22 protein-coding genes are annotated in these 25384 nt (G+C 49.6%); 4 read left to right on the top strand and 18 right to left on the bottom strand.

Translation table 11 applies throughout. The features are described from left to right. Position 1 precedes the first annotated feature (1 nt). The 3 genes from QLH52_RS20120 to QLH52_RS20110 form a co-directional block, all read right to left on the bottom strand. A complete protein-coding gene (locus tag QLH52_RS20120) occupies positions 2-946 on the bottom strand; it encodes a CBASS oligonucleotide cyclase (protein WP_319962726.1) in 945 nt (314 codons plus the stop codon). 260 nt (positions 947-1206) lie between these two features. Continuing rightward, positions 1207-1500 carry a hypothetical protein gene (locus QLH52_RS20115; protein WP_319962725.1) on the bottom strand — a complete coding sequence of 98 codons (294 nt, stop codon included), beginning with the start codon at positions 1498-1500 and terminating at the stop codon, positions 1207-1209. Between the two features lie 84 nt (positions 1501-1584). Further along, complete coding sequence (locus tag QLH52_RS20110; RefSeq protein ID WP_319962724.1) at positions 1585-1755, bottom strand: hypothetical protein; 171 nt, start codon at positions 1753-1755, stop codon at positions 1585-1587. 115 nt (positions 1756-1870) lie between these two features. Between QLH52_RS20110 and QLH52_RS20105 the strand changes: the two genes are divergently transcribed. The 4 genes from QLH52_RS20105 to recD all read left to right on the top strand — a co-directional run bounded on the left by QLH52_RS20105 (position 1871) and on the right by recD (position 12166). Beyond that, positions 1871-2773: a WYL domain-containing transcriptional regulator gene (locus QLH52_RS20105; RefSeq protein WP_319962723.1), complete on the top strand. Its 903-nt coding sequence runs from the start codon at positions 1871-1873 to the stop codon at positions 2771-2773. A 119-nt stretch (positions 2774-2892) separates the two neighbouring features. Next, the gene (recC, locus tag QLH52_RS20100; RefSeq protein ID WP_319962722.1) at positions 2893-6453 is read left to right on the top strand and encodes an exodeoxyribonuclease V subunit gamma; all 3561 of its coding nucleotides are present in this window, start codon (positions 2893-2895) and stop codon (positions 6451-6453) included. Beyond that, a complete protein-coding gene (gene recB / locus QLH52_RS20095) occupies positions 6450-10163 on the top strand; it encodes an exodeoxyribonuclease V subunit beta (RefSeq protein WP_319962721.1) in 3714 nt (1237 codons plus the stop codon). Before recC ends, recB begins: the two co-directional genes overlap by 4 nt. After that, positions 10160-12166, top strand: coding sequence for an exodeoxyribonuclease V subunit alpha (recD, locus tag QLH52_RS20090; RefSeq protein WP_319962720.1), 2007 nt, complete (start codon positions 10160-10162; stop codon positions 12164-12166). Before recB ends, recD begins: the two co-directional genes overlap by 4 nt. 181 nt (positions 12167-12347) lie before the next feature. On the opposite strand, the gene QLH52_RS20085 is transcribed toward recD, so the two are convergent. The 15 genes from QLH52_RS20085 to trbB all read right to left on the bottom strand — a co-directional run bounded on the left by QLH52_RS20085 (position 12348) and on the right by trbB (position 25052). After that, positions 12348-12557 carry a cold-shock protein gene (locus QLH52_RS20085; protein ID WP_196433872.1) on the bottom strand — a complete coding sequence of 70 codons (210 nt, stop codon included), beginning with the start codon at positions 12555-12557 and terminating at the stop codon, positions 12348-12350. 151 nt (positions 12558-12708) lie between these two features. Then, entirely contained in the window at positions 12709-13197 is a 489-nt protein-coding gene (locus QLH52_RS20080; RefSeq protein ID WP_319962719.1) for an OmpA family protein, read from the bottom strand. Positions 13198-13207: 10 nt separating this feature from the next. After that, a complete protein-coding gene (locus QLH52_RS20075) occupies positions 13208-13906 on the bottom strand; it encodes a TraX family protein (RefSeq protein ID WP_319962718.1) in 699 nt (232 codons plus the stop codon). A 36-nt stretch (positions 13907-13942) separates the two neighbouring features. Then, entirely contained in the window at positions 13943-14521 is a 579-nt protein-coding gene (locus QLH52_RS20070) for a lysozyme family protein (RefSeq protein ID WP_196433874.1), read from the bottom strand. A gap of 125 nt (positions 14522-14646) precedes the next feature. Continuing rightward, positions 14647-16041 carry a P-type conjugative transfer protein TrbL gene (gene trbL / locus QLH52_RS20065; RefSeq protein WP_196433875.1) on the bottom strand — a complete coding sequence of 465 codons (1395 nt, stop codon included), beginning with the start codon at positions 16039-16041 and terminating at the stop codon, positions 14647-14649. Further along, entirely contained in the window at positions 16038-16334 is a 297-nt protein-coding gene (gene trbK, locus QLH52_RS20060; RefSeq protein WP_196433876.1) for an entry exclusion lipoprotein TrbK, read from the bottom strand. Before trbK ends, trbL begins: the two co-directional genes overlap by 4 nt. Before the next feature lie 6 nt (positions 16335-16340). Further along, the gene (gene trbJ, locus QLH52_RS20055) at positions 16341-17144 is read right to left on the bottom strand and encodes a P-type conjugative transfer protein TrbJ (protein ID WP_196433877.1); all 804 of its coding nucleotides are present in this window, start codon (positions 17142-17144) and stop codon (positions 16341-16343) included. A 23-nt stretch (positions 17145-17167) separates the two neighbouring features. Further along, the gene (locus QLH52_RS20050) at positions 17168-18571 is read right to left on the bottom strand and encodes a TrbI/VirB10 family protein (protein WP_196433878.1); all 1404 of its coding nucleotides are present in this window, start codon (positions 18569-18571) and stop codon (positions 17168-17170) included. 4 nt (positions 18572-18575) lie between these two features. After that, complete coding sequence (locus QLH52_RS20045; RefSeq protein WP_196433879.1) at positions 18576-19013, bottom strand: hypothetical protein; 438 nt, start codon at positions 19011-19013, stop codon at positions 18576-18578. A 1-nt stretch (position 19014) separates the two neighbouring features. Continuing rightward, positions 19015-19917 (bottom strand): P-type conjugative transfer protein TrbG, encoded by a 903-nt coding sequence (trbG, locus tag QLH52_RS20040; RefSeq protein WP_196433880.1) that lies wholly within the window; start codon positions 19915-19917, stop codon positions 19015-19017. Between the two features lie 17 nt (positions 19918-19934). Continuing rightward, positions 19935-20687: a VirB8/TrbF family protein gene (locus QLH52_RS20035; protein ID WP_196433881.1), complete on the bottom strand. Its 753-nt coding sequence runs from the start codon at positions 20685-20687 to the stop codon at positions 19935-19937. Further along, on the bottom strand, positions 20684-23248 hold the full coding sequence (locus tag QLH52_RS20030; RefSeq protein WP_482194193.1) for a VirB4 family type IV secretion/conjugal transfer ATPase: 2565 nt from the start codon (positions 23246-23248) through the stop codon (positions 20684-20686). Before QLH52_RS20030 ends, QLH52_RS20035 begins: the two co-directional genes overlap by 4 nt. Then, complete coding sequence (locus QLH52_RS20025) at positions 23245-23580, bottom strand: conjugal transfer protein TrbD (protein WP_319962717.1); 336 nt, start codon at positions 23578-23580, stop codon at positions 23245-23247. Before QLH52_RS20025 ends, QLH52_RS20030 begins: the two co-directional genes overlap by 4 nt. Next, entirely contained in the window at positions 23580-24080 is a 501-nt protein-coding gene (locus tag QLH52_RS20020; RefSeq protein WP_196433883.1) for a TrbC/VirB2 family protein, read from the bottom strand. The genes QLH52_RS20025 and QLH52_RS20020 overlap by 1 nt, the downstream gene beginning before the upstream one ends. A gap of 9 nt (positions 24081-24089) precedes the next feature. Continuing rightward, positions 24090-25052 carry a P-type conjugative transfer ATPase TrbB gene (gene trbB / locus QLH52_RS20015; RefSeq protein ID WP_319962716.1) on the bottom strand — a complete coding sequence of 321 codons (963 nt, stop codon included), beginning with the start codon at positions 25050-25052 and terminating at the stop codon, positions 24090-24092. Positions 25053-25384 lie beyond the last annotated feature (332 nt).

Genomic DNA, 25384 nt, shown 5'->3' with positions numbered 1-25384 from the left:
CTCAATCCTCCACCTTGAAGCCTGGACCGAAAATCTCCTTCCAGACCGAATTGTCGTTCTCAACCGATGCAAAGTTAGCCGTTTCCCAAGCTTCCTGGGCAGCTGCGACGATCTCTTGCCGCTCCGCCTCAGAAATCCGGCTTGTAACATTGTTGAGACTATAAACCGGATCAAGGATCACGACCGGATCAGAAAAAACTCCGAATGGAGTTGTGTTTTCGGGGAAGCTGATTTGATCTTTTAGGCCCGATTGCGCGATATAAAGGAGAAAGTTACGGAAGCGCTGCTCGATGCTGCCGTCTTTTCCCTGCGAGGCGAGCACATGCGCCATGATCAACTCGATGGCGAAAGATTTGAGCGGTTTAACCTCTGCGTAGTTTCGCCACTTCTTCGCCATCCGGACCAAAGTGCGGAAATCGCCATCCTGGTTCTTGCGGTCCTGTACAAACTGGATCTGGCAGGGCGCGCACGTCTGGATTTTCGAGCCATCATGGATGTCGTATTGCCAGCCATAGCCCGGTCGGGATTCGTCCTCGATCACTGGCACGATATCGACGCTCAATCCCGTTCCGACGAAAGTCACAGTCGCGGCTTTGCGCTGGATTTCGAAATCCTCAACTGACTTGGTCGGATAGATTTTGATCAGGAGATCGTAGATCATCGCGCTGAGACTATCGAAAGTTTCCTTGTTTGCATCGCGCCCGGAAATGTAGAAGACTACATCGACATCGACTGGATCGTAGGTGGTCTTCCTCAAAATCGTGTATTTTGCGAAGGACCCAGCCTTCACGACTTTGGTGATCTTGATCTCGGTCTTGTCCCTAACACTCTTACGGAGTGCGTCGATCAGTCGATCGACCTGGGCATGGTATTCTTTGCGCTTATCCGCCGATAGGCGGAGCACGTTACTGTCGTAGTAACGAAGCTCGGTGTTGGTTAGAGCCATTGTTTATCCCCGTGGGCCTGGTGTTGTTCTAAACGACCGGGAACGGGCCGGCCTCCTTGCTGCGATGAGGGCGAATATGTTTGCAAAATTACCAGAACACTCAGCTTTGCTTCCAAGGTGGTGCGCATTTACCCTACTTCAAGAGGGCTGGTTAACAAAAATGCTCCCAAAGTAGCCAAATTCTCAACCGGACAACGCTGTGAACGTTCAAAAGCAGCTAATTAAGCGAATGTCCGAGAAACGTTATTTGACAGCCAGCCTTAAAAATGACCTCTAAGGTAGGAATCGTAAGATTTCATACAACACATCATTGCTAGACCAAGAATAATTAAAGGTAGTAAATAAATTACCCAGCCATAGCTGTAAGCAAGTTGTCCTAAAAAGGGTGATGACAGTGCTTTAACATATTGTTCATCGACCCAGGTATAAGTATTGAATGAAACAAGTGTCAGAATGACGCTGGCAATCGCACCGATTTGCCAATACAAACCGGTCAATTCAAATAAAAGCTCTAACGCATCCTCAGTAGTAGATTGTCTTTTTCTGCGACCCATAATATTTATCCGATAAGTTTGATGATGTCATTTAAGAAAGCGGCTTCTGTCGATTAAGTAAAAAATACAGAAGCCGCTCGTGATTTACTTTTCTTTCGTTACACCTTTAAAGGGCTTTCCGTCGGATTTAACATCCATGAATCGTCCCGTATCGGTATCGCGCTTAACCCAATGTCCTGATGGAGTTTGAGTTTGTGAACGATCCCTTACTGCGCCATTGCGATGCCCATCGCCTTTCGGTGGATTTGTAGCCATGCGACCTCCATTGGGTATAAGTAATGATCTACGTATTTATAATACATAATCGTTTTGATTATGTCAATTGCTCAATAAGTTGCTTTGTCCTGCCAGATCTATAGAATACCCCTCCATGAATACCATTGCCCCTTATCCAGACACCATTGATACGCTTAGTCATGCCCAACGGGAGCGGCTCATCTTCATTGAGTTTCGGTTGTATTTTCTCGGGGATGTAGGGCGACAGGATTTGATTCAGCGCTTCGGAGTCGCCCCGGCAGTTGCGACAAGGGATTTTGCCCAATACCGAGAAATCTTTCCTGACAACATTAGCTTTGATAACAAAGCAAAATACTATGTGATAGGGAAGGGCTTCGTACCAGCCTTTAATCATGTACCCGAACGAGTCTTGACTGCTCTTTCTCAGGGATTCGGTGACGGCATTAGTGGCGGCGGCGGATCTTTGCTGTCCTGTGAATTACCCAGAATCTTAAACCAGCCGACAATGGCGATTCTTGCGCCCATTACTCGAGCCATTCATCAACAAAAAATAGTGAGCATCGAGTATTCATCGCATTCAAGCGGAGCATCAACCCGTGAGATTGCCCCGTTTGCCCTGGTCAACGATGGGCTGCGTTGGCACGTTCGTGCTTTTGATCGAAAATCAAACGAATTTCGTGATTTCGTTTTCACTCGGGTCCGGAAAAGCCAGTTCATTGAAGACAGCACTGTTCAGAGTGATGAGCTACCCTCTGCCGATATCCAGTGGAATCGCATTGTTGAATTAGATTTGGTACCACACCCCAATCAGGAACACCCTGAAATTATTGAGTGCGATTACGGCATGACAAACGGTGTATTGCACCTTAAATTGAGAGCGGCAGTCGCCGGGTATGTACTTCGCCAATGGATCGTTGATTGTTCAGCCGATCATAAGCTAAAAGGAAAGGAATACCGACTTTGGCTTAAAAATCATCTCGCGTTATATGGCGTTTCCACTGCACTACTGGCGCCAGGTTATGAAATGCCGGATTAAAGTCAACCCAAAAACGCTAGACGCACCGATCCACAGGCTAGGGGGAGGGGTGACAGTAGCCAAGCTGATCCTTGGCGAGATGCACCGAGTCGATCACTAAAATCATAGGGCAACATATAATGACCGCATCAAATCACACCAGCCCACTGGATAGCGGTATTGCCGTGATTCATTCCAATCAACTGGAAGAACTCCGGGATGTCCTGGAATATTGGCTACGCCAACACCCGCTAGCCCCCTTGGAAAACGAGATTTTCCTGGTGCAGAGCAATGGCATGGGGCAGTGGTTGAAACAAAACTTGGCCCAAAACGCCTTATTAGGCATTGTCGCCGCGACTAAAGTGCAATTGCCCTCGTTGTTCATCTGGAGTGCCTATCGTGCGGTATTGGGCGAGCAAATTCCCAAAGAGCAACTCCTGGCCAAAGCCCCGCTGATTTGGCGTTTGTATCGTTTGTTGCCCAAGCTGATCACTCAATCTGGTTTTGAAACCCTGGCCGGCTTTTTGGCGGATGACAGCAACAGCCGTAAACGCTATCAATTGGCCGAACAACTCGCAGATCTGTTCGACCAATATCAGGTGTACCGTTCGGACTGGATTTCGGATTGGGCCGAAGGGAATGATGTGTTGCGCAACGCCCACGGTGAGATCAAGCCTCTGCCCGAACAACAGCACTGGCAAGCCCTTTTATGGCGGGCGGTGCTTGAGGATTTGGGCGAGGCGTCGATGCAGTTCGCCAGTCGAGCATCGGTGCATGCCCAGTTTATGACGCATATCGACACGCTGGATCAACGTCCAGCGGGGATTCCTCGGCGGATTATTTTGTTTGGGTTGTCGTCCCTGCCGCAACAATCGCTTGAAGTGTTGGCCAAGCTGGGCAAGTTTTGTCAGATTGTCTTATTTGTCCATAACCCTTGCCAGCACTACTGGGCCGATATTATCGAAGACAAGGAACTTCTCAAAGCCGAGCGGCGGCGGCAGTCCTATAAAGCGGGGATGACCTCCTCATTGACCGCCGAAGAACTGCACCTTCATGCGCCGCCGTTATTGGCCGCCTGGGGTAAACAGGGCCGTGATTACATTCGCTTGCTGGACCATTTTGATGAAACCCAGCACTATGAGCACTGGCATTGGCCGCAGAACAAAATCGATCTATTCAAAGACTATGGGGAACTCGGTCAACGCAGCTTATTGCAACATCTCCAGCAGTCCATTCTTGATCTGGAGCCTTTGCCGGAAGAGCCCATGCTCCTACCCGCAGCGGATGATTCCATCGCCTTTCATATTGCCCATAGCGCGCAGCGGGAAGTCGAAATTTTGCACGATCAATTGCTCGCCCGTTTTGCCGCCGCCAAACAAAACCGGGAACCGCTTTACCCGCGCGATGTGATTGTGATGGTGCCGGACATCAATCAATATGCGCCGCATATCCGCGCGGTGTTTGGCCAGATTCAAGCGGATGATCCGCGCTATATTCCCTACAGTTTGGCCGACCAACAGCAACGCGGTCAAAACCCCATGCTGGTGGCCGTCGAGGCCTTACTGAATTTACCGGAATCGCGTTTTGCCGTCAGCGAGTTTCTGGGCTTACTGGAAGTGCCGGCACTGCGGGCACGTTTTACTATCGATGAAGCGGCTATTCCCAAATTACACCAATGGATTGAAGAAGCCGGCATTCGTTGGGGCTTAAATGCCGAACAACGTACCCAGGCGGTGAGTATGCCGTCCCATCTGGAGGCCAATACCTGGCAGTTTGGTTTACGCCGAATGTTATTAGGTTATGCGGTGGGTGCCGGCGAAGCCTTTGCACAGATCGAGCCTTATCCCGAAATTGGTGGGCTGGAGGCGCAATGGGTGGGCGATTTGTCCTTTCTGTTGGAGACACTTGAGAAATTCGCCTTGTTACTCAAGCGTGAACAAAATACCAAAGATTGGCAACGGACCCTGTTAGCACTGCTGGACGACTTTTTTAGCGTCAGCAACGACCAGGAACGAAAAACCTTGGAAACGCTGACCAGTTCCTTAGCTAAGTGGGGCCAGTCCTGCGAGCAAGCAGGTTTAACGGAAACGGATACGATGCCGATTAATGTGGTGCGTGAGGCCTGGCTCTCCAGCGTGGATGAACCGTCCTTGCAGCAACGTTTCCTCAGCGGCCGCGTCAATTTCTGTACCTTGATGCCGATGCGCGCTATTCCATTCCGGCTGATTTGCCTGTTGGGCATGAACGACGGCGACTATCCGCGCAATCAACAAGCACCCAGCTTTGATCTGATGAGCCAACGAGGCCAATATCGTCCCGGCGACCGTTCGCGCCGGCAGGACGATCAGTACCTGTTTCTGGAGGCCTTATTGTCGGCGAGACAGCAGTTGTATATCAGCTGGGTAGGGCGCAGCATCCGCGATAACAGCGAGCGACCGCCTTCGGTGTTGATCAGTCAATTACGCGAAGTGTTAGCTCAGGGATGGCGGCTTGCGGATGAGGTTTCCTTACTGGCGTCCTTGACCGTCGAACATCCACTGCAACCGTTTAGTTTGGCCTATGTGCTGCAAAATCGTGATCCGCGGCTGTTTACCTATGCGCGGGAATGGTATGAGCCGGCAACGGATAGACATTTATCCGAGCGATCCGTACCCAATCTGGAAGCAAAAGGGTTCACGCTTTCTCTGGAGTCGCTGGCCCGCTTTTTAAAAGCCCCAGTCAAAGCCTTCTGCAATCATACCCTGAAGTTTGGCTTCGATGAGGAAACGGTCACCAGCGAAGATCATGAACCGTTTGGCTTTGACGCGTTGCAAGCCTATGTATTGAGTGAAGCCTTGCTGCAACGCTTAAACAGCGAACAGGCGAACGGCGCCGATCTCGATGACACCGCGGCGTTTTTTACCCAGCAACAATCCGCCATGGCCCAGCAGGGCCTGCTGCCTTTAGGCGGATTTGCTCAGGCCACCTATGACGCCATCAGCGAACCGGTCAAATTGGCCTGGCAGCAGTACCAAGCAATACTGCCCATCTGGTCCAGCGAACTCGAAGCTCATGCCACCCATTTGCCGCTCTTTACCCTGACCGATGGGGTGACGGTACAGTTGACGGGTGATTTGAGCCAGTTACGGCGTAGCAGCGATCAGCAGGGGGATGGCTTGATTTATTTGACCGCTCAGCGCTTGATCAATAAAGACAAGACCCTCAAATACCCCAATTTGTTATTACATTGGGTGCAGCATCTGGCGGCGTGTGCCGATCATTTACCGGTACAGACGCTGGTGATTGCCGCCGATACGGTGATTGAAATCCCCGCCATTGATCAAGCCGAAGCTTATGCGCACCTGCAATCCCTGGTCGAAGCGTATCACCAAGGCATGCAAGCCCCGTTGCCGGTGGCCTGCAAAACCGCTTTTGCCTGGCTGGCCGCCGCTGCCAACAGTGATCAGGATAAAGCCCTGGAAAAAGCCATCAGCCGATACCAAGGGGATGATTGGACGCCAGGGGAGGTAGATTATGATGCCTATCTGACACGATTCTTTCCGGATTTTGCCAGTTTAAACCAAAGCCCTCAGGAAACCGCTCAAAAGTCGGGTCAAAACACCGATCAAGACAAGGCTTTTCAATATTGGGTGGAAACGCTGTATCAACCGGCCTTTAATCAAATCCAGCAAACCGAAATCGCACAGGGAGCGTCAGAATGAGTACGGCTATTGCGTTAAATCCGGTGACGTTTCCCTTGTCCGGGACCCGCTTGATTGAGGCCAGCGCCGGGACGGGTAAGACTTATACCATTGCGGCACTTTATGTGCGCTTGATACTGGGGCATCAACCCGACGACTCGCTTCCAAGGCGTGAGTTATTGCCACCGGAAATTCTGGTGGTCACGTTTACCGAAGCTTCGACTAAAGAGTTGCGCGAACGGATTCGAGAACGTCTTAGCCAGGTCGCGCGTTTTTTCCGTGAGCAACCGGTGAAAAGCGATGCCTTTCTGGAAGCCATCCGCGCGGATTATGATCCGGCTCTCTGGTCAGCCTGTGCCCGGCGTCTGGAACTGGCCGCCAACTGGATGGACGAAGCGGCTGTCTATACCATCCATAGCTGGTGTAATCGTATGTTGCAACAACATGCGTTCGATAGTGGCAGCCTGTTTCATCAGGAGGTCAATACCGACGATACCGAACTGTTGAACGAAGTCGTTAGAGATTATTGGCGCACGTTCTATTACGAAATGGCGCACGATGACCCGGACTTTCTGGCGCTCTATAGCCTTTTTCAGCAACCGGATAACTTACTCGGGGAAATTCGATCGCTGTTAAATAACGCCGATCCGATCGCGAACTGCCTAACGCCCGATCAAGACATCAAAACTTTGATGACAGCAACCAATACCGCCAAACAAGAGGCTTTGCAATCACTCAAGCAGCCATGGGGGACATGGGCGAATGAAATTAAATCCCTATTGGAAGCAGCCGTTAAAAGCAAAGTATTGCCTGGTAAAAACTATAAATCCAATTACATTCAGAATTGGATCGATAAACTTATCTCCTGGAGTTCTGATCCGAATCAGGCGTCGCTTGAACTCGGAACGGGGTTTAAAAGCCTATCGCCGGCCGGTATGGCAAACCTCGCCAATGCCGGCCAAACGCCGCCCGTGCATCCCGGCTTTGAGGCGATTAGCCAATTGCCGGGGCAACTGGCTGGGCTACCGAACTTAAAAATTGAACTGATCAAACACGCCATCCACTGGATTCGCAATCGTTACGACAGTGAAAAGCAACGTGTGGCGCGGATGACGTTCGATGACATGCTGACCCGCCTTGATCAAGCCCTGCAAGGCAACAACGGTCAGCGCTTGGCAAGCGTGATTCGCCAGCAATACCCCATCGCCTTAATCGATGAGTTTCAGGATACCGACCCGGTGCAATACCGTATCTTTTCCACCCTGTATCCGGTAGAGGGTGATGCAGAATTGGGTTGTTTGATGATCGGCGACCCCAAACAAGCGATCTACTCGTTCCGGGGCGCCGATATTTATACCTATCTCAGGGCACATGAGGATACGGCGGGGAGGCATTACACGCTAGGCACTAACTACCGCTCTACCCAACATCTGGTGGACGCGGTGAATCAGGTCTTTCTATATGCCGATCAGCAGCCCAACGGGGCCTTTCGGTTCAAACGCGAGAATGATAATCCCTTGCCGTTCACTGCTGTGGCCGCCCAGGGCCGTGAGGATGAATGGGTCATCAACGATCTGGCGGCGCCGGCCTTAACGCTCTGGCATTGGGATATCACCGATGCCGATGGCCAGCTAAAGCCCGTGGGACTGCCGGAATATCGGCAAACCATGGCCGAAGTGACGGCCAGCGAGATTGTGGGCTTGCTGAATTTGGCGACGCAAGGCCGTACCGGTTTTAAATCATCAAAAAAGTTAAAGTCCTTACAACCTTCGGATATTGCGATTTTAGTCAGAAGCGGCGCCGAAGCTAAGGTGATGCGAAACGCACTGGCCAGACGCCAATTGCGTAGTGTTTATCTGTCCGAGCGCGACTCGATCTTTGCCAGCCGTGAGGCGAAAGACCTGTTGTTGTGGCTGAAAGCGCTCGCCGAACCGCGTAATGAACGCAAGGTGCGCACCGCGTTAAGTACCGCCACCTTTGGTTGGTCTTATCAAGCGCTGCAGCAACTGGCGATAGATGAGCCCGGCTGGGAAGAGCAATTGGAACGTTTCCTGGGTTATCAGGCGCGCTGGCAACAGGATGGTATTTTGCCGACCTTGCGGCAACTGATGAGCGATTATGGCTTGCATGCGCGGCTCACCGCGGATAGTGAAGGCGAACGCTGCATCACTAATCTATTGCATCTGGCGGAGCTTCTGCAACAAGCCAGCGGCCAGCTCGAAGGCGAGCAGGCTTTAATCCGTTATCTGGCGGAGGCTATCGAAGCCGAAAGTAGTCAATCCGGCGACGAAGGTATTATCCGTCTGGAAAGCGATGCCAATCTGATCAAAATCGTCACCATCCATAAATCCAAGGGCCTCGAGTATCCCTTGGTGTTTCTGCCTTTTATATGCAGCTTTCGGGAAATCAACAGCCGTTTCAATACCCACTACCGCTATCACGATGAACAGCAAATCCTCAACATCGATTTGACGAAGGCGGATGACATTAGGGCGTTAAGCGATGAAGAACGCCTGCAGGAAGACTTGCGCTTACTGTATGTCGCCATGACTCGAGCGCAGCATGCCTGCTGGTTAGGGATAGCGCCGATTAAATTCGGCAACACCAAGGAATGCCAGCTGGAAAAAACCGCCATGGGTTCGCTGTTGAACTGGCAAGCCGGACTGTCCGTCGGCGCGTTGGGTTTACAACTGACGCACCTGAAAGGCAGTTGCGAGTCCATCCTGTTGACCGGTTTACCCACCATCACCGATGAGCCTTACCTGGCCCCGCAGCAAACGGACCAGCTGGAATCCACGCGAATCGCCGCCGCCAGAATTGCCAATAATTGGTGGGTGGCGAGCTACAGCGCCTTGCAAATTGAAGAGACCTCGTTGATTCAGGAAGAGCAACCGCCTCTGCCGCAGGAGCTGGAAAACGCTCGGGACGATAAACAAAATGATGAAGCGGACCTGAATGTCGCGCCGATGCTAAAGCCACTGGCCGGCATCCACGGTTTAGCCAGAGGCTCAGGGCCTGGGGTGTTGATTCATGACCTGCTGGAGCAATGCGCTCAATTAGGTTTTTCGGCTGTGCAGGCCAATCCGGCGCTCGGTCTACAGTTAATCCAAAAGGGCTTTTCGGCCACTGAATGGGCCCACAAACATGAGATTATTGCCTCGGCATTATCGGTCTGGTTAAGCATGCCCTTGTTGGAAGGTGAAAACCTGAGTTTGGCTCAACTGGGTGCCGATGACTATCAGGCTGAAATGGAGTTTCTGCTGGGGGCAGACTCCGTAAATGTTCAAACCTTAGACCAGCTGGTGACCCGACATACCTTTGCCGGACAACCCCGGCCGAGTTTGCTGCCAAGATTCGTCAACGGCTTATTAAAAGGCTTTATGGATTTGGTGTTTGTGTATAAGCAGCAATATTACGTAGTGGATTACAAGTTTAATAGCCTGGGCAATGATGATGCGAGTTATACGCTACAGGCACTGGAACAGGCGATGCTGTCAAAACGCTATGATTTGCAATATTCACTCTATTTATTGGCGTTGCATCGTTTGCTGAAGGTGCGGTTGGGTACACAGTACGATTACGAAAAACATATTGGCGGCGGGCTTTACTTGTTTCTGCGTGGATCGCAAAGCCCAAGCGGTGGCCGGCTGTTGACTAAACCGCCGCGTGAACTCATCGAAGGCCTGGATAAACTGTTTTCGGCATCGACGCTGAATGGAGACACACTATGACGCAGGGATTATCCGTACTTGAAAACATGGATCAATGGATAGTGCGGGGTTGGTTAAGCCACTTGAACAGAGCTTTCGTCCGTTTTCTGCTCGATCAGGATCAGAATGCGAGGGATGCCGTCCTGTGGGCCGGGGCTCTGGTCAGTCACCAGCTGGATCGAGGTGAAGTGTATCTGGATTTAGAAAAACTCTGTCAACAGCCTGGCTTAACGCTGGCCATTCCGACCGATGATGCCTGGAAAGTCGAGCATGAATTGGCAAACCGCGAGTTATCGGCGCTGCAAGCATTTAATTTAGACCATTGGCTATCGGCGCTGAAACAATCGAAGCTGGTTGCGTTGGGGCAGGGCAGCACACCTTTGGTTTTGGAAGGGGGGCGTTTATATTTACGGCGTTACTGGCACTATCAGCAAACCCTGAATACGAGTATCCAACAACGCTTGCAGCCAATCCGAGAGCATTTGCCCGTCGCGTTGCGCGATCAATTAACAGACTTGTTTCCTGCTGTCCCTGAAACAGCTGAAAACTCAAAGATCCCAGATTGGCAAAAAATCGCCTGTGTGTTGGCTTTGCGTTCGCGGTTTACCATCGTTACCGGAGGACCGGGTACCGGTAAAACCACGACGTTGACGAAGCTCTTAGCACTATTGATTAACCTAGCCCAATACGAATCAAACCACACGAAAAAGCTGAATATTTTATTAGCCGCACCCACCGGCAAAGCGGCCGCTAGGGTCAGTGAATCCATTGGCAAGGCGCTGGATCATCTAAACGTCAGTGAGGACATCAAACAAGCCATCCCCAAGAAAGCCAGCACGTTGCATCGCTTGCTAGGAAGCCGGCACGACTCTCGGCGATTTATTCATCATCGAGATAATCCCATCGTCGCGGATATTGTGGTTGTCGATGAGGGCTCGATGATAGATCTGGAAATGATGGCCTCGTTGCTGGATGCGCTACCGGATACTGCACAATTAATATTGCTGGGCGACAAGGATCAATTGGCGTCGGTCGAAGCCGGTTCTGTGATGGGGGATTTATGCTTTGGCGCCGAAAACAGTGCCTACGACGAGTCGACACGGGCATGGATTAACCATTATGCAGGTGAGCTGTTAGATGCCCCCACAGTTACCGGTTCGGCGATCAACCAACAAACCATCATGCTTCGGTATAGCCACCGGTTTAATGAACTCAGTGGTATTGGCCAGCTGGCTAAAGCGGTGAATCTAGGGAATGCCGAGCAAGCCCAAGCCGTCTTAAATAATCTAAGCACCTATGCGGATTTAATACCTGAACCGCGTACAGAGTATTTAAAGCTGAGAGAACAGCCTAATCCGGATGCGGCAAACCGCTTGTTAAAAAAGCTGGTGACCTTGAATGCCGGCGTCAATGACAACGGCAAACCCAATGATCGTCAAGGCTATGGCTATTATCTGGCCGTGATCGAGGAAAATCGTCCTGCCGATAACACCCAATACGATGACTGGGCTAAACAAGTGCTGGTAGCCTTTGATACCTTTCAGGTGCTCTGCGCTCTGCGCCGTGGCGTGTGGGGAATAGAAGAGCTCAATCAGCGCATCGAAGACTGGTTGTTTCCACAACAAAAAACCAGCCTTTGGTATGAAGGCCGTCCCGTCATGGTGACTCGGAATGATTACAATTTGGGCCTGATGAACGGCGATATCGGCATTGCCCTTAAAGACAGCAACGGGAAACTGAGGGTGGCATTTCCAAACGACGATCCCTTGGCTGACATCAAGATACGCTGGATATCGCCGATGCGGCTGCCGGATGTGGAAACCGCTTTTGCCATCACGGTTCATAAATCCCAAGGCTCGGAGTTTAGTCACGTTGCCTTGGTGCTGCCTGAAAACAGAAGTCCTGTTATTACCCGTGAACTGATCTACACGGGCATCACCCGAGCGAAAGAAAACTTCACCTTGCTGGAAAGTAGTAGGGATGTGTTTAATCAAGCAATTTTGGCATCTTGCATTTTTATGTAACTGTTTTTAATACGATTAAAAAATTGCGCAGGTTTGAGCTGAGCCCCCTAGCCCAGTTATGATATTACTTCGCATAAGATAGGTTATGTTAAATAATGGAAATTAACCGCTTAATTTTATAATAAAAACAAGCATTTACATCGGGTCTGGTTTCGCTCTTTGCTAGCCAATGAATAGATGCTTATAAAGGGGTCACGTTTTCAGCTTGTGGGCCTTTGGGCCCGGCGGTCACTTCCATGGTCACGCGCTGGCCTTCTTTCAGGCTTTTCCGACCGCTGCCTTGGATCACACTAAAGTGGACAAAGACATCTTTGCCGCCGGCTTGTTCAATGAAACCAAAGCCTTTTTCATCGTTGAACCACTTTACTTTGCCTTCTACTAGTGCTGCCATATATTTCTCTGATTGTAAAAAACCATTGCTGGGGCGTATTGTTCATACGGACAGAATAACAATTATCGCTTAATTTAAGGTTGAATGCGCGATTGGTAAAACCGCAAAAAGTGCCGGCAAGGTTACTGTGGGTAGGCAAAGTACTTTCCTACTATTGGGTGACTGACGAGTAACTGCTTGTCGGTGTGACGTACACCAGTTCAATTTCCACCCGCTGGTTTTGACGCCTCCCTTCGGGTGTTGAATTGTCTGCGATAAAATCAGATCCGGAAGCGTAATTCACGTGAATTTTCAAAGGAGACACGCCACGCTCTATTAAGTAATTTCTAGCGGATACTGCCCTTGATAATGCAAGCTGCTCGTCCTTAGCGCTCGGGATTGGCGTACTGGTCCGGCCTCGAACCGTTATCAATGCGGCATTCTTGGCGTCGTCCAAAACCGACGAATCGTTAATGCTAGGACGAAAAGTAATGCTCCGATTATCAAATAAGACTGTTACGGTATTTGATCGTGGCATTTCAATGATGCCGACATCGGCTACCGTGTTTGAGGTAATCGGCTCAATATGGAATGTTTGCGCTTTTGCGACGTTTGCGAACGTCATAAATGACGCAAGTATGACTAGGCGCTTTATGGTCATAAATACTTCCTTATAGGTTGGTGAAAGTTGTGTCTGTCATGGAAATGATCCACAGAGCGGTTAGGTGCAATGGGTAAAAGGCATAGAACGCCCATTGGACACGCGGAACGGGCAATCGCACTAAACAAGCTATCAATGCAACCGGTAATACCGCCAGGGCCCAGTAATTGCCACTGATTAGACGTAATGACAGAATGGATATAGTTGCAATAATTACCGGGGCAAGCTGTGGCGTTTTACAATACCACCACGCCGATAAGCCAAGAATAAGACCAGGCCACCAATATTCGACCACTGAGCCACCAAGTAAAAACACTACCGCCGCAGCTAGGTAGCCAGTGATCGTTTGATGCTCGATTAAATAAATGGTGAGCGTGAGAACCAACAACGCAAACATAAAGTTTAACGGCCACCATCCGGCCAGTAATCCGCCCAAAGCAAGGAAGGCCGGGGTTGCCAACGATCCACACAACGCCAATCGCTTAATAATCCGGATATGTACGCCACGCTCGAACGCCATTGGCCTTGCAAGGTTATACGCGAGAACCAGAACAAATAACGGCATCGCTAAGCGGCCTATGTTGAATAAAACAGGAATGCCGCCCTTATATAAATATTTGTTGGTGTGATCGATAATCATAAGGATCAGTGAAAACCACTTGATGGCTTCAATGGTGCCATCTGCCACAACTACACGTGGATAGTTCATTCTATTCTTCCTTTTTTAGCGGCTAAAATGAGACAGTTAGTCGGCGCTAACCATAATTTTGCGAGGGATGTAAGTTGTGGCCGTCTGCATTTGCATCGGCCTTTGATACTGCGCCGTTAAGATATTCTGTTGACTCTGAGCGGGTGCCGGCTCCGTCTTCCTTGCTTGATGGACCTCTAAAGTTCCACCCTTTAGAACCACATCTAGCCAATCGGCCCACTTGTTGGCTCGTACCATCAAATCCGCCTTGTATATCCCATTGTAATAAGGCGTTCTTGAATGATAATTTGCGACTTTGGTCCACAAGTCACCCTTATCGTCTTTGATATGAACAGCTAACCGCCATGCAGCTAGATCGTATGGGTAGCATCCGGCGCTTGCTACATCCTCTGGCGTAATGCCGTACTTTGCCAGTTGATTTAAGTAGGACGTATTGAATTGCATCGGGCCTACATCGTAAGTGCCATTTGTATTCCTGACCCATTGCCCCGGTTTTCCGCCTTCTTTCTCGGCAACAGCCAGCACAATATTCGCTGGTATATCAAATTTCTCTGCCGCAGTAATCGCGCAAACAACCTGCTCTTGTTTTTGTGGAGGAATGTCTATAGCGGGCATATTATTGTCTCGGACATTGGTTTAAGAAATTCGCGCGAGCTGTTTTCGGTTGAGAAAACACTAACGCGGAAAATATGCCGATTGCAATAATGCAAAGTTTTAACGTTTTCATGATTTTTCACCTGTTATGCTGATTGCGCGTTACCGCTATTGTTACCGTTAGTGAATGCAGCGACTTCTTCGGCTGGATCAACTGCCTCATCGGATCCAGATAAGCTATCTCCACCAAATGAGGGTGTTGTTTGCCCGCTATTGCTAATTGCGGATGCGACTTGGCCGCCGAACGTATTACTGGTTCTGTCCCTGATTTTCTGTTTTGCGACTTCGCCAATACCAGTCGCCAGATTTTTTATCATTGAAGGGCCATATTTGGGGTTGCTGTCCCGGCTGGACGTACTGCTTCCCCCCATTGCTTCACCAAGCGGTGTCGTCGTTTTTGAGGATGATGAATCGCTATTGCTCTGGCCGCCTTGTAGATAGTCGGCGGTCATCCTTGATGCTGAATCCGACCCACCACTTCCGGCGAATTCCGCTGCTTTATTGGACGCCGCCATAATGGCTTGAATACCGCCTCCGATATTCGTTGCTCCAGCGGCAATCGCCCCGCCAGCAACGCCGATGGCGGCTCCGGCAGTAGCCGCCGCCGCCATTGCTGAACCAGCTCCAAATCCGTGCCCAAGTGCCCCAGTTCCGCCACCGAATGCGACTTGCCCTAGCATTGGCGGCACTTTGTTGACCAATAACAATAAAACCACTGATGCGACTAGAAACGAGCCCATATCCGCGTAGGTCATATCGGCCTCCATTGCCGCGACATAATCATTGATAAAGGCTTGCCCAATCCCGACAATCAGAATCATTGCCATCAATTGTATGGCGACGTTCAGTACCGTTTTGTAAAAGCCAATTGCCATGTCCGTAGTCCAGCGGCCACCGCCGAAGCCCAGATAAATCACACCGGCATAAGCAAGGATCCAGCCGCTAATAAAGAGCACAAGCATATTCGTAGCAATCAGGGCCATTATTACCAGTACGACCGCTCCCATGATAATCAGCGCAGCGCCCTCGACTGGTTCCCAGATGGAGGATGCTGTAATTGCTTTGCCAAACACCTGGAATCCAGCATCAATAATGCCAGACGGTGTTACCACTCCGAGGCCGGCCGCATTTGACCCTAGCGTTTGCATTGATGCAAATATGCCGGTCGCCATTGCAGGACCGTTACTCAACAACCACCAGAAGAACCCTGTGGTGATCGTGAACCGAAGGAATTCGGCATAGAACTCGCCAATATCGGCCTTTCTTAATAATAAAAAGCCATGTGTCCATACCATAGAAATTAAGGCCAATACCCAGAATAGCCAGGTTGCTCTCGCAGTTATGGCGTCGGCCCATCCGGCTGCTGCTGCGGCGAATCGTCCTTGAACATCATCCATAATGTTCGGCCCATCTATTGCCGCTAAGGCGTCAGTAGATAACGCTATCAGGATGGTAGCAATCAATAACATTTGTTTATTCATTTGATCGTCCAATTTCGATTGTTGGCAGCACCGAACGTCACCCGGCGAGCACAAGCCGACGCTAGTCGACGCCGCTTTTTCTCATTCACAATGCGAGCAAGATTTTCATGTCGACAATTTATTTCATTGACAACAAACTCTTCGCCATCAGTGTCAGTGTCAGTGTCTGATTCCGCTTCCTCCGCGACCGGCAAAATGTCATCGCCGCGATTAAAAAGACCGTCCCAGTTGCTTACGGTTGTTGCAATCGCGGACACGATCAGTATCACCACCAGGATATATTTAATGGACATGTGGAGTTACCTGATGCTCCAGCCTGCATTATCGCCGTATGCATACGGCACAACGTGGGCCTTGTCTGATGCCGCTTGTTGTTGTGCTTCCTTATTTGCAAGAGCCTGATTTCGGGTTATGTCGGCGTTTTGTTGCGCAATCAACAACCCGCGAATTTGCAGAAGCTGATTGGCCTGTTGGCTGGCGAGCTGATTGGTATAACCGATTGCCTTGACTTGACCATCGGCACCTTGTGCCGCCGCTTGAAGATCTTCAAGCGTTGCGGCATCGGCCTCCAAAGCGGTTTGTTGGCTATCCAGGCCTTCGATTGCGGCTTTGTTTGCTGTTTGTTGCGCCTCAGAACCAAGGTGAACAGAATCGCGTAAGTCGGCTAAATCGGCTTCCGTGCAGGCCTCGCCGTTAAAACATGCTGAGCCTCTATAAGTGTTGATGTCTTTAAACTTTGACAAATAGTTATCTAGGTTTCCGAACCTGTCTTTATAACCAGTGACGGTATCAATGGTTCCGCGAAGTCTTCCCATTGTTGCGGTCGCTCTATCCCAGATATTGACCACTGGAGATGCAGTGTTTTGCAGCATATTTTCGTATTGCTGCAACTGCGTTGAATACTGTTCCAGTTGAGTGGCATATTCCTGCACTTGCTTCAATGTCTGAGCGACTTCTTCAACGGCAGTCATAACGTTTTGCGTCAGATTTGTGCCGTCAATTACTGGAACGCCCGCACGTGAAATCGTTGGTGCGAACATTGCTGTAGCGATCACCAAGCCTAACATCAATTTTTTAGCGGCTAAAATGCTGTTGTTTTTCATAACTTACTCCTATGGTGTGAACCTTAATAGTCGAATGCTTGATACGGTTTGGTTAGCGTTAGATCTTTCGTAACGATAATGTTGAATCGATAGCCGGGTCTTATTTCCAGAGTCGGCGCGATATTCATGTTTTTCGCGATCATTTGGGAGGTCACACGGCCTAGTTGTTGTCCGAGTGCATTACTCATCGCACTGTTGGCATTAGGGGCCGTGTATCCGTTGTTTTGCTGGTTCTGCTGCTGGTTATAAGTAATTCCGGCAGTAATCGCCGACATCAGCAGTGCGGAACCAAATATACGAACAAAGTGATGATTTACTTGGTCCGTGAATCCTGCATATCCCGCGCTATCGGCCCCCGGCATTGCGCCAATATCCATCGCCTTGCCATCGGGGAAGACGATACGTTGCCATGCAACAAGAACACGCGATTGACCGTATTCCACTTCGCTTGAATAAACACCAACCAATCTGGAGCCTTGCGGAACCAATAAATATTTTCCGGTTGCCGTATCAAACACGTCCTGTGAAACTTGGGCCATAATCTGCCCAGGTAACTCGGAATTGATCCCAGAAATTAACGTTCCAGGGATAATGAAACCGGCTCTCAGTTCGAATGGCGTTCTGGGCGCTTCTGGTAATGAGTCCAGTCGCCATCTATCGCTTGATCCTGATTTCCCGAATTGATTGATGTTGTTTTTGTCACCCGTGCCTTCGGAACTAACGAGTTGCGGCGATAGTTCATTGCTGCCAATCCCGCCTTCCCCACCTGCTTCCATAATTCCAGACTCTTGCAATGCCGAAAGTCGTTTCTTATATGCGGTCATCGGGTCTGCGTCCGTCATTTGCTCTCTGACCGCCGCCAGCTTCGCGAGTACTCCGTCTCGGCTTGTTGTCTGAACTTGTGATGCTGAAACGACGGTTGGAGGTGAGCCGGCGCTACGCGGGGAAACTGCCGTTACCATCGTTTTTGCCTTAATTGCATCTTCAAATTGTTGACGCTTCATTGCGGCAATACGTGCGGCTGCATCCTCTTCCGGGGTACGGGCTCTATTGGGCGCGGCGGCTGGGGGTGTAGGCGGCATATCGGCCCGAACAATTTTGACTGGCGGTGTAGGTTCCGCTTGCGGCTCTGGTTGCGGTTTAGTTTCAGGGGGAATAATGCCTCCCAGATTATTGCCGACTATTTCCTTTGCCAACATATTGGCGTTCCCGCCTTTCTGCCGATCTGCTATATCGGGTTTGTTCTGCTGGTTTGCCCGGTCGGCTGCAACAAGGACCATTATGATCAAAAATATTGAGATGGCGACGCCCAGAATAAGCACTGGCAAGTTATTGACCCGGCGAACGCCGTGACCGGCTTCTGGCTCATCCGGTGACATTTCCGGCGACATATAATCTTCATTGACGGTATCTGCTGTACGTTCCATTGCTTTACTCCATTTTTGCCCATGCGCCTGCTGACAAGGCGGTGTTATTCTTTGCCTCATAAGCATGAGTCAACGTAACGTCGTCGATCTTGAGCTTAAGACGATACAAATCTGGCGTATTAGATGGCCTGTCAATGACGTACTGGAATCTCAGTCCAGCGCCGGTGGCAGTTGATTTCGGGCTATATTCCTTCACTGCATAGCCTTTTGCTCTCAGCGATTCCAGCAACAACATGCCAAATCGGTCGGATTTTGGAACCACTTGGCCGAAATTGAATTGAGTTTGAGCAGGTGGATAGACCTTTTCCAGCTGCTGAATGGTATCGGTCGCAATGCCTTCATGAAGCCCAGAAGGCGCATTGGATTCGAAATTGCCGAATCGTTCAGTTGCGCATCCAAACAGTCCGGCAATACTGATGACGAACGCTAATATCCTGATCATGTTATTTCACCCGTTGAATGGTTACGGTGTCTTGATTTGAACCAACACCTGCAATCATGATTGCTCTATCGAATACAGTGTCGACAATGTAACGGTCGCCCTGTACCCGATAATTCACCATCACGGTTTCATCGTCCTCGAACACCCCCCCTTCCCTGCGCACAACAAGCAATGTCGGTGCTTCGGTTTGGGCCATTGTTTCCGGCATTTGAATTATGGTTTTTTGCTTATCGTGATAAACGCGAACTGGAGTCCATGAAATTGGGCCATTAGGTTCGATTTCATAATCGAAGCTCAGATCCCCTAAATACTCGCCGGTTTGAGGAATGGTCTTTTCTTGGCGTTCTTTATGTTCTTTATGGACGATTGCATTCCATTTCGCCATCGCATCCTCGGGATAAGTAAAAGCCACTTTGGGCATGTACTGTGTGCGGTGTGATCGTAGCTGCAAGTTATAGGCCCGGCGATTGGTTGTCACCGATAGCGATGTTTCCAACCCAACATCATGTGGCTTGATAATCAGATGTTGTACTTCGTTCGAACCGCTACCTTCTATCGCGGGTTCAATGGTCCATCTTGCGGTGTCACCGAGATTTATCCCGTTTACTTGTTCGCCAGGCTGCAACGATAAGTCGCACACCTGGAGAACTGCACAGACGATACTTGGTTGTTGAGCGCCATAAAGAAAAGTGATCGTACCGTTTTGTCCGCTGGTTGGTGCCATACCGGTTGCACTACTCGCTTTCCACTTTTCCGCTATCGCAATCGCCTGTTTTTCTTGCTTGGTTAATGTTGGGTTTTTCGTTGCAAAGTACATATCCGCCATATCCGGCTCGGCCTCGGCGGACTGCATTACAAATAGCGCCATTGCTATCTTTAGCATTGCTCTAAATTGCTTTTTCATAGAATTCCCTCGTTCGGTTAAAACTGTTGTTGTCTGGACCAAGAAAAGTCTTTCACGTAAATACCGATTGGGTTTTTACGGATTTGCTCTTCGCTTGTGGCCGGCGTTGGCTCAACGACTTTAATGGTGACTAATGCCCTCATGAATGCAGGTTTGCCGGTAACGACACCCTGCCGGTCGCGGGTCGTTTCAATCCAATCGACCTCCCATGTGTCTGGGGTTTGGGCAAGGACATTCACCACTTCTACGCTTACCATTTCCTTTATCGCGCGTTTAAACGGACTAGACTCTTCGGTGCCATTCAACCATTCAGTCATTTTTTGTAGCGATGGATCCCCAGGAGCTAACATTGCGTAAACATCCATAACGGCTTTTCGTTGTAGCGCGATGTCTATGGTGACTATTCGAGAATTCGAGATAAAGGCTGATACGGCAGATGCAACTACTCGCCCATCCACTGGTGATGCACGGTCGGCTCTGGCGACAGCGGCGGTTTGTCCTAGTTTGTCTACCTGTATGACATAAGGCACAAATTTCGATAGCTGACCGATATGGATCATTCCGCCAACTCCGGTTAACGCCACTAACAAGGACAAAATCCCCATTATTTGCCAGGCCTGCCGTGTAGCTATCACACCTTGAGTGTGATCTTTCCATGTTCGTCTTGCCGACAAATAAGGATTTTCGTTTTCTCCAGCTCTGCGACCACCAACCAGAACTTCCGGGCGCTTTCTGGGATCCGCTTTAGGGTCTTTTCTTTTAAAAATCATGCTGCTTTCTCCAAGTAATCTTCAATGCTTAACCCCTTTCTACCGAGCCATTCATCAACCCATTCATGCCCATGAGTCGATTTGAGTTTTTTAATAGCTGCTACAGAGTCTTTATCCGATGAACCTACAAACGCCAAAGCGAGTGGGCCTAACGCAAGATCGTAGAGACGGCAGCCTTCTTCGGAGACGTAGTAGTAATGTCGTTTGGGGATGGCCGTCGCCAACAACTCAATTTGCCTGGAGTTAAGCCCCATACGACGATATAGTGCGGTTGCGTCTTCCTCCCTTGCGTATATGTTTGGCAAGAAGATTTTCGACGCAGTTGATTCGATAATTACGTCGAGGATGCCCGAATTCGCGGCGTCCGATAAATTTTGAGTTGCCATCAGAACGAAACAATTCGCTTTCCGCAGTACCTTTAGCCACTCTCTAATTTTTTCGCGAAATACCGTATGGCCAAGCATTACCCATGCCTCGTCCAAAATAATTGCAGTTGGTTGGCCGGTTAATGATCGTTCGATGCGCCTAAAGAGATATAACAACACTGGAAGCGCATATCGATCCCCGAGGTTCATTAACTCTTCAATTTCAAAAACCGTGAAATCGGTTAGTTCTAGCCCGTCTTCTTCCGCATCCAGTAAATGCCCCATTGCGCCATCAATCGTGTATTGTTTAAGCGCTTCACGAATAGCCTCGTCTTGAATAGTGACCGTGAATTCGGATAATGTTCTAGCGCCGCTGTTATGCATATTGATGATGGCATTACCTATTTCATTTCGTTGAGCTGGCGATGTATTCAAGCCATTTAACGCCAGAATGATATTGATCCATTCCATAGCCCATGCACGATCACTTTTGGTTTTCAGATATTGCAAAGGGCAAAAGGCCAGTTTTTCGTCGTCGGCGGCGACTGTGAAATGTTTGCCGCTATGTCCGCCACTCGTTGCATGTATTGCTTCTGTTAATGGGTACAAAGACATCCCTTTGTCGAATGCAAAAATGTGCATCCCTTGATAGCGGCGTAACTGTGCGGCGAGTATGGCGAGATGGGTAGACTTACCGGCACCGGTTCTTCCGAACATGAAGGTATGCCCGACATCACCAACATGGAGATTAAGCCTAAATGGTGTTGAGCCCTGTGTTACACAATGCATAATCGGTGGTGAAAGAGCCGGATACATTGGGCATGGTGCATATTCGCGCCCGGTCCAGATCGTGCTAATTGGCAGCAGGTCTGCCAGATTCATGGTGTTCAATAGCGGGCGGCGAACATTCTCGACGCCGTGACCAGGCAAACTACCTAAATAGGCCTCCATTGCGTTGATGGTTTCGATTCTGGCGACAAACCCTAGTCTGTTGATAGCCTTCTCTACTTGTTGGGCCAGTTCCTGTACAAGTTTTCTATTCTCGTCCATCAACACTACAACGCTGGTGTAATAGCCTTGGGCTACTATGCCGCTGTTGACTTCGGCTAACGCCGCTTGTGCATCGTCCACCATATTTTGTGCGTCTTCATCAATTGGGCCCGTATTAAGATTGAACACTTGATCAATGAAACCGCGGACTTTTTGCCTCCACTTTTTACGGAATTTTTCCAAATGACTGATTGCCTCATGCGGGTCCATGAAAATGAACCGTGACGACCAGCGGTATTCGATTGGTAACTCACCAAGAGCGGTAAGCATCCCTGGCGTCGATTCAAGTGGGAATCCTTCAATTGCCACAACCTGGATGTACTTTCGACCGATCTTGGGGATTACACCGGCTAGTAAATCCTCACCACCAATTAAGCAGTCGAGATACATAGGATTTGTCGGCAGTTGGACCGGGTGATTTTTCCCAGTAATGCAGAATTGCAACCAGCGCAATAGATCGTCATGAATGACTGTTGTCCCATCTTCATTGACAATTTCATGTCCTTTAAGACGGCGCAGATTGACCGCCGCCGACAATCGCGTTTCTATGTTATGGCATTCGCGTTTAAAGTGTTCGATTAGGTCGGTTGTGTATGCCTTGGCGTCCGGTTTTTTTGCGTCATCGTCGAACATCAGTTCAATAAACTTACGCTCAGCGAGTACAGGAGGAAGATACGTCAATGTCACGACGAAGTACCCTTCGTACATGGTGCTTAGCCCTTCGAATAGCTTCCGTCGCTCTTCGTCAATAGCTGCGGTAATCCGATCAGGAAAGGCCGATAAGCCGCGTTCCGAATATGAAGGCGCAGGACGACGCACGGCATCGACATGGATCATCCAGCCACTACCTAGTCTGGATATGGCCTGATTTAACCTAGCTGATATTGATTCGCGGTGCGCTTCCGTTGAGCTATCGTTATCATCGCTCGTATAAAGCCAGCCGGCTAAAAATGATCCATCTTTCCCGACAATAATGCCGTCGTCGACTTCGGCGGCATAAATCAACAAGTCGGCAACACTGGCGTTTTTTGATCGATGTTGACTTAACCTGCGATCCTTGTCCGCCCTGTATATCATTCTGGCGAGGATTGCGACTAACGTAATCCCCAGTAAAGCTATCGTGAATGTTATGGCCTCGATCATCATCTGTATTGTTTCCCTTGGCTGTTTGGATTTTCGCGGAACGGGGTACTTCTCGCCGGGTAATAACCTCGTAGATTGCCTACCCGCGAACCTCGATACCGCAAATGTCTTAGATAGATAAATCGCATTTTGGGATCTGATTTGGCCGCTAACCTCGCTAGGTATAACGAACACAGCCATAGCGTTATCCCGACGATGGCGGCCCTCAGTTCTTGAGCGGAGAAAATTAGTGCTCCGGCCACAAGGCCGGAGAACATCACAAACTCGCGATCCCCGCCCATGAACAAGTTGTCTCTGTTACCCGCTCTGCGGATAGGAATCGCGCGTAAGGCCATTACTTTTCACCTACCACAGTCAATGATTGGTCAGTTTCTTTTGATGTACGCAGTTGAAGCCCTACTAATAAGGCGATTGCGAACAGGCTTACCGCCACTTCCTTGGTGTACTGCGCTACCCCGATACCCATAATTCTGAGTTGTGCGCCTGCCTCGTCAGACGATGGCATGATTACTGCGCCGCGCCCGAATACGTTAGTCATCACGTTTTGCGCACCGACAAGAAGCGCCATAACCAGCACGATGAAAATCAGTGTCCGGAAAAATCCGTTTAAGTCCCCGCCGAATATCAGCACACCGCCGGCTACGATAATTCCAATCAGGGACAAGGAAAATGCTACGGGCCCGGTTACTGATGTTCGAAGGCTTGTAAGCCAATCTTCATACGGTAACGCTCCACCATCACCTACGGCGGCGGTTGCCTGTTCCGGTATAAAAAAAACCAATGCCATTAACAAAACTAGCGGTGCGGTTTGCATTCGGTTGGCGAGTGCATTCATTTTTAACTCCTAAAGATTTGCGGTTATGTAATGACCGTCCCTGTATCCCGAAACCTCTATGATTTCTTGGATACGACGGCCTTCTTGGGTTTTGGCGATAAAGACAACTACATGTACCGCTTCGCCAATCAGCGGTTCAATTGGTCTTGGTGATTCGGGGTTCATACTGATAAGCATCGCGAGACGGTCTAACCCCGCTTTTGCATTGTTTGCATGAAGTGTGGCGGTTCCGCCCTCATGGCCGGTATTCCAGGCCATTAGCAGATCTAGCGCTTCAGGTCCGCGCACCTCCCCTACTAATATCCGGTCTGGTCGCATCCTGAGTGTTGTTTTCAGTAATTGCGTCATTGGCACATCAATGGTTGAGTGGTACTGAACGTAATTTTCTGCGGCGCATTGAATTTCGCCGGTATCCTCGATAATGAACACCCGTTCTGTGGGATCGAACTCAACCATCTTGTTAATAATGGCGTTTACAAGCGTCGTCTTACCTGATCCTGTCCCCCCTACTACCAGAATGTTCTTGTGGTCCTTGACTGCTTTTGTAATCGAATCGAATTGACGGCTGGTCATAATGCCGTCTGAGGCGTATTGCTCCAGGGGGAATATCGCAACTGCCTTCTTTCTGATTGCAAAGGTCGGCGCGGGAACAATAGGCGGTAGCTGACCGGCGAACCTTGAACCATCAAGCGGAAATTCGCCTTCTAAGATTGGTTTTAACCTAGTGATTTCCTTGCCGTGGAAACCCGCAATAGTTTTTATAATTGCTTCACCTTTGCTGCCGGATAAGGTGCCTATGCATTTCATCTTGTCGCCTAGTCGTTCTTGCCACAGTTTGCCGTCAGCATTCAGCATCACCTCAACGGTTTTAGGATCCGCTAAAGCGGACAGAATGATGGGGCCTAGGTCGCGTTCTAACTTTACCTTTGCCCTGTCACCTACTGACTCGTGTAAATGTGTTTCGTGGGTCATCGTTATCCTCTCTGATCGTTGCCACACCGCTCAACCGTGCGACTTACTTAGTTTGCAATGCACTTTTAACAAGTTGCATTGCACTCTATTACAATCTGCCTATGCAGTCAACACAATATGCGTTGCACTTTTAAGTTTTTTTAAAAACTCCGTTCTTTTTGTTAGGGCAATTAACTTCCGTTATGTAATATCGTGTCGGTTGCGATTTTTTAGCCGCTAAAATTTCGTAGTGCTCATCCTCTCGCGTGCCGCTATTGGCGTGGGGCGTTCGGCGCATCATGTTTTAGACATGCTATTAACGGCGAAAAAAATATTATCAACAACGACTTACG

Origin of the sequence: Methylomonas defluvii (assembly GCF_033949435.1) — a bacterium.
GTDB classification, from domain to species: Bacteria; Pseudomonadota; Gammaproteobacteria; order Methylococcales; family Methylomonadaceae; genus Methylomonas; species Methylomonas defluvii.
This window is presented reverse-complemented; position numbering and strand designations above follow the sequence as displayed.

Excerpts from the sequence above, each read along its gene's own strand:
- trbL (WP_196433875.1), bottom strand. The coding sequence starts at position 16,041 with ATGAATAAACAAATGTTATTGATTGCTACCATCCTGATAGCGTTATCT.
- QLH52_RS20075 (WP_319962718.1), bottom strand. The coding sequence starts at position 13,906 with ATGAACTATCCACGTGTAGTTGTGGCAGATGGCACCATTGAAGCCATC.
- trbG (WP_196433880.1), bottom strand. The coding sequence starts at position 19,917 with ATGAAAAAGCAATTTAGAGCAATGCTAAAGATAGCAATGGCGCTATTT.
- QLH52_RS20120 (WP_319962726.1), bottom strand. The coding sequence starts at position 946 with ATGGCTCTAACCAACACCGAGCTTCGTTACTACGACAGTAACGTGCTC.
- trbK (WP_196433876.1), bottom strand. The coding sequence starts at position 16,334 with ATGTCCATTAAATATATCCTGGTGGTGATACTGATCGTGTCCGCGATT.
- recC (WP_319962722.1), top strand. The coding sequence starts at position 2,893 with ATGACCGCATCAAATCACACCAGCCCACTGGATAGCGGTATTGCCGTG.
- QLH52_RS20115 (WP_319962725.1), bottom strand. The coding sequence starts at position 1,500 with ATGGGTCGCAGAAAAAGACAATCTACTACTGAGGATGCGTTAGAGCTT.
- QLH52_RS20045 (WP_196433879.1), bottom strand. The coding sequence starts at position 19,013 with ATGATCAGGATATTAGCGTTCGTCATCAGTATTGCCGGACTGTTTGGA.
- QLH52_RS20035 (WP_196433881.1), bottom strand. The coding sequence starts at position 20,687 with ATGATTTTTAAAAGAAAAGACCCTAAAGCGGATCCCAGAAAGCGCCCG.
- recB (WP_319962721.1), top strand. The coding sequence starts at position 6,450 with ATGAGTACGGCTATTGCGTTAAATCCGGTGACGTTTCCCTTGTCCGGG.
- QLH52_RS20050 (WP_196433878.1), bottom strand. The coding sequence starts at position 18,571 with ATGGAACGTACAGCAGATACCGTCAATGAAGATTATATGTCGCCGGAA.
- QLH52_RS20085 (WP_196433872.1), bottom strand. The coding sequence starts at position 12,557 with ATGGCAGCACTAGTAGAAGGCAAAGTAAAGTGGTTCAACGATGAAAAA.
- QLH52_RS20080 (WP_319962719.1), bottom strand. The coding sequence starts at position 13,197 with ATGACCATAAAGCGCCTAGTCATACTTGCGTCATTTATGACGTTCGCA.
- QLH52_RS20110 (WP_319962724.1), bottom strand. The coding sequence starts at position 1,755 with ATGGCTACAAATCCACCGAAAGGCGATGGGCATCGCAATGGCGCAGTA.
- trbJ (WP_196433877.1), bottom strand. The coding sequence starts at position 17,144 with ATGAAAAACAACAGCATTTTAGCCGCTAAAAAATTGATGTTAGGCTTG.
- QLH52_RS20030 (WP_482194193.1), bottom strand. The coding sequence starts at position 23,248 with ATGATGATCGAGGCCATAACATTCACGATAGCTTTACTGGGGATTACG.
- QLH52_RS20025 (WP_319962717.1), bottom strand. The coding sequence starts at position 23,580 with ATGGCCTTACGCGCGATTCCTATCCGCAGAGCGGGTAACAGAGACAAC.
- QLH52_RS20020 (WP_196433883.1), bottom strand. The coding sequence starts at position 24,080 with ATGAATGCACTCGCCAACCGAATGCAAACCGCACCGCTAGTTTTGTTA.
- QLH52_RS20070 (WP_196433874.1), bottom strand. The coding sequence starts at position 14,521 with ATGCCCGCTATAGACATTCCTCCACAAAAACAAGAGCAGGTTGTTTGC.
- recD (WP_319962720.1), top strand. The coding sequence starts at position 10,160 with ATGACGCAGGGATTATCCGTACTTGAAAACATGGATCAATGGATAGTG.
- trbB (WP_319962716.1), bottom strand. The coding sequence starts at position 25,052 with ATGACCCACGAAACACATTTACACGAGTCAGTAGGTGACAGGGCAAAG.
- QLH52_RS20105 (WP_319962723.1), top strand. The coding sequence starts at position 1,871 with ATGAATACCATTGCCCCTTATCCAGACACCATTGATACGCTTAGTCAT.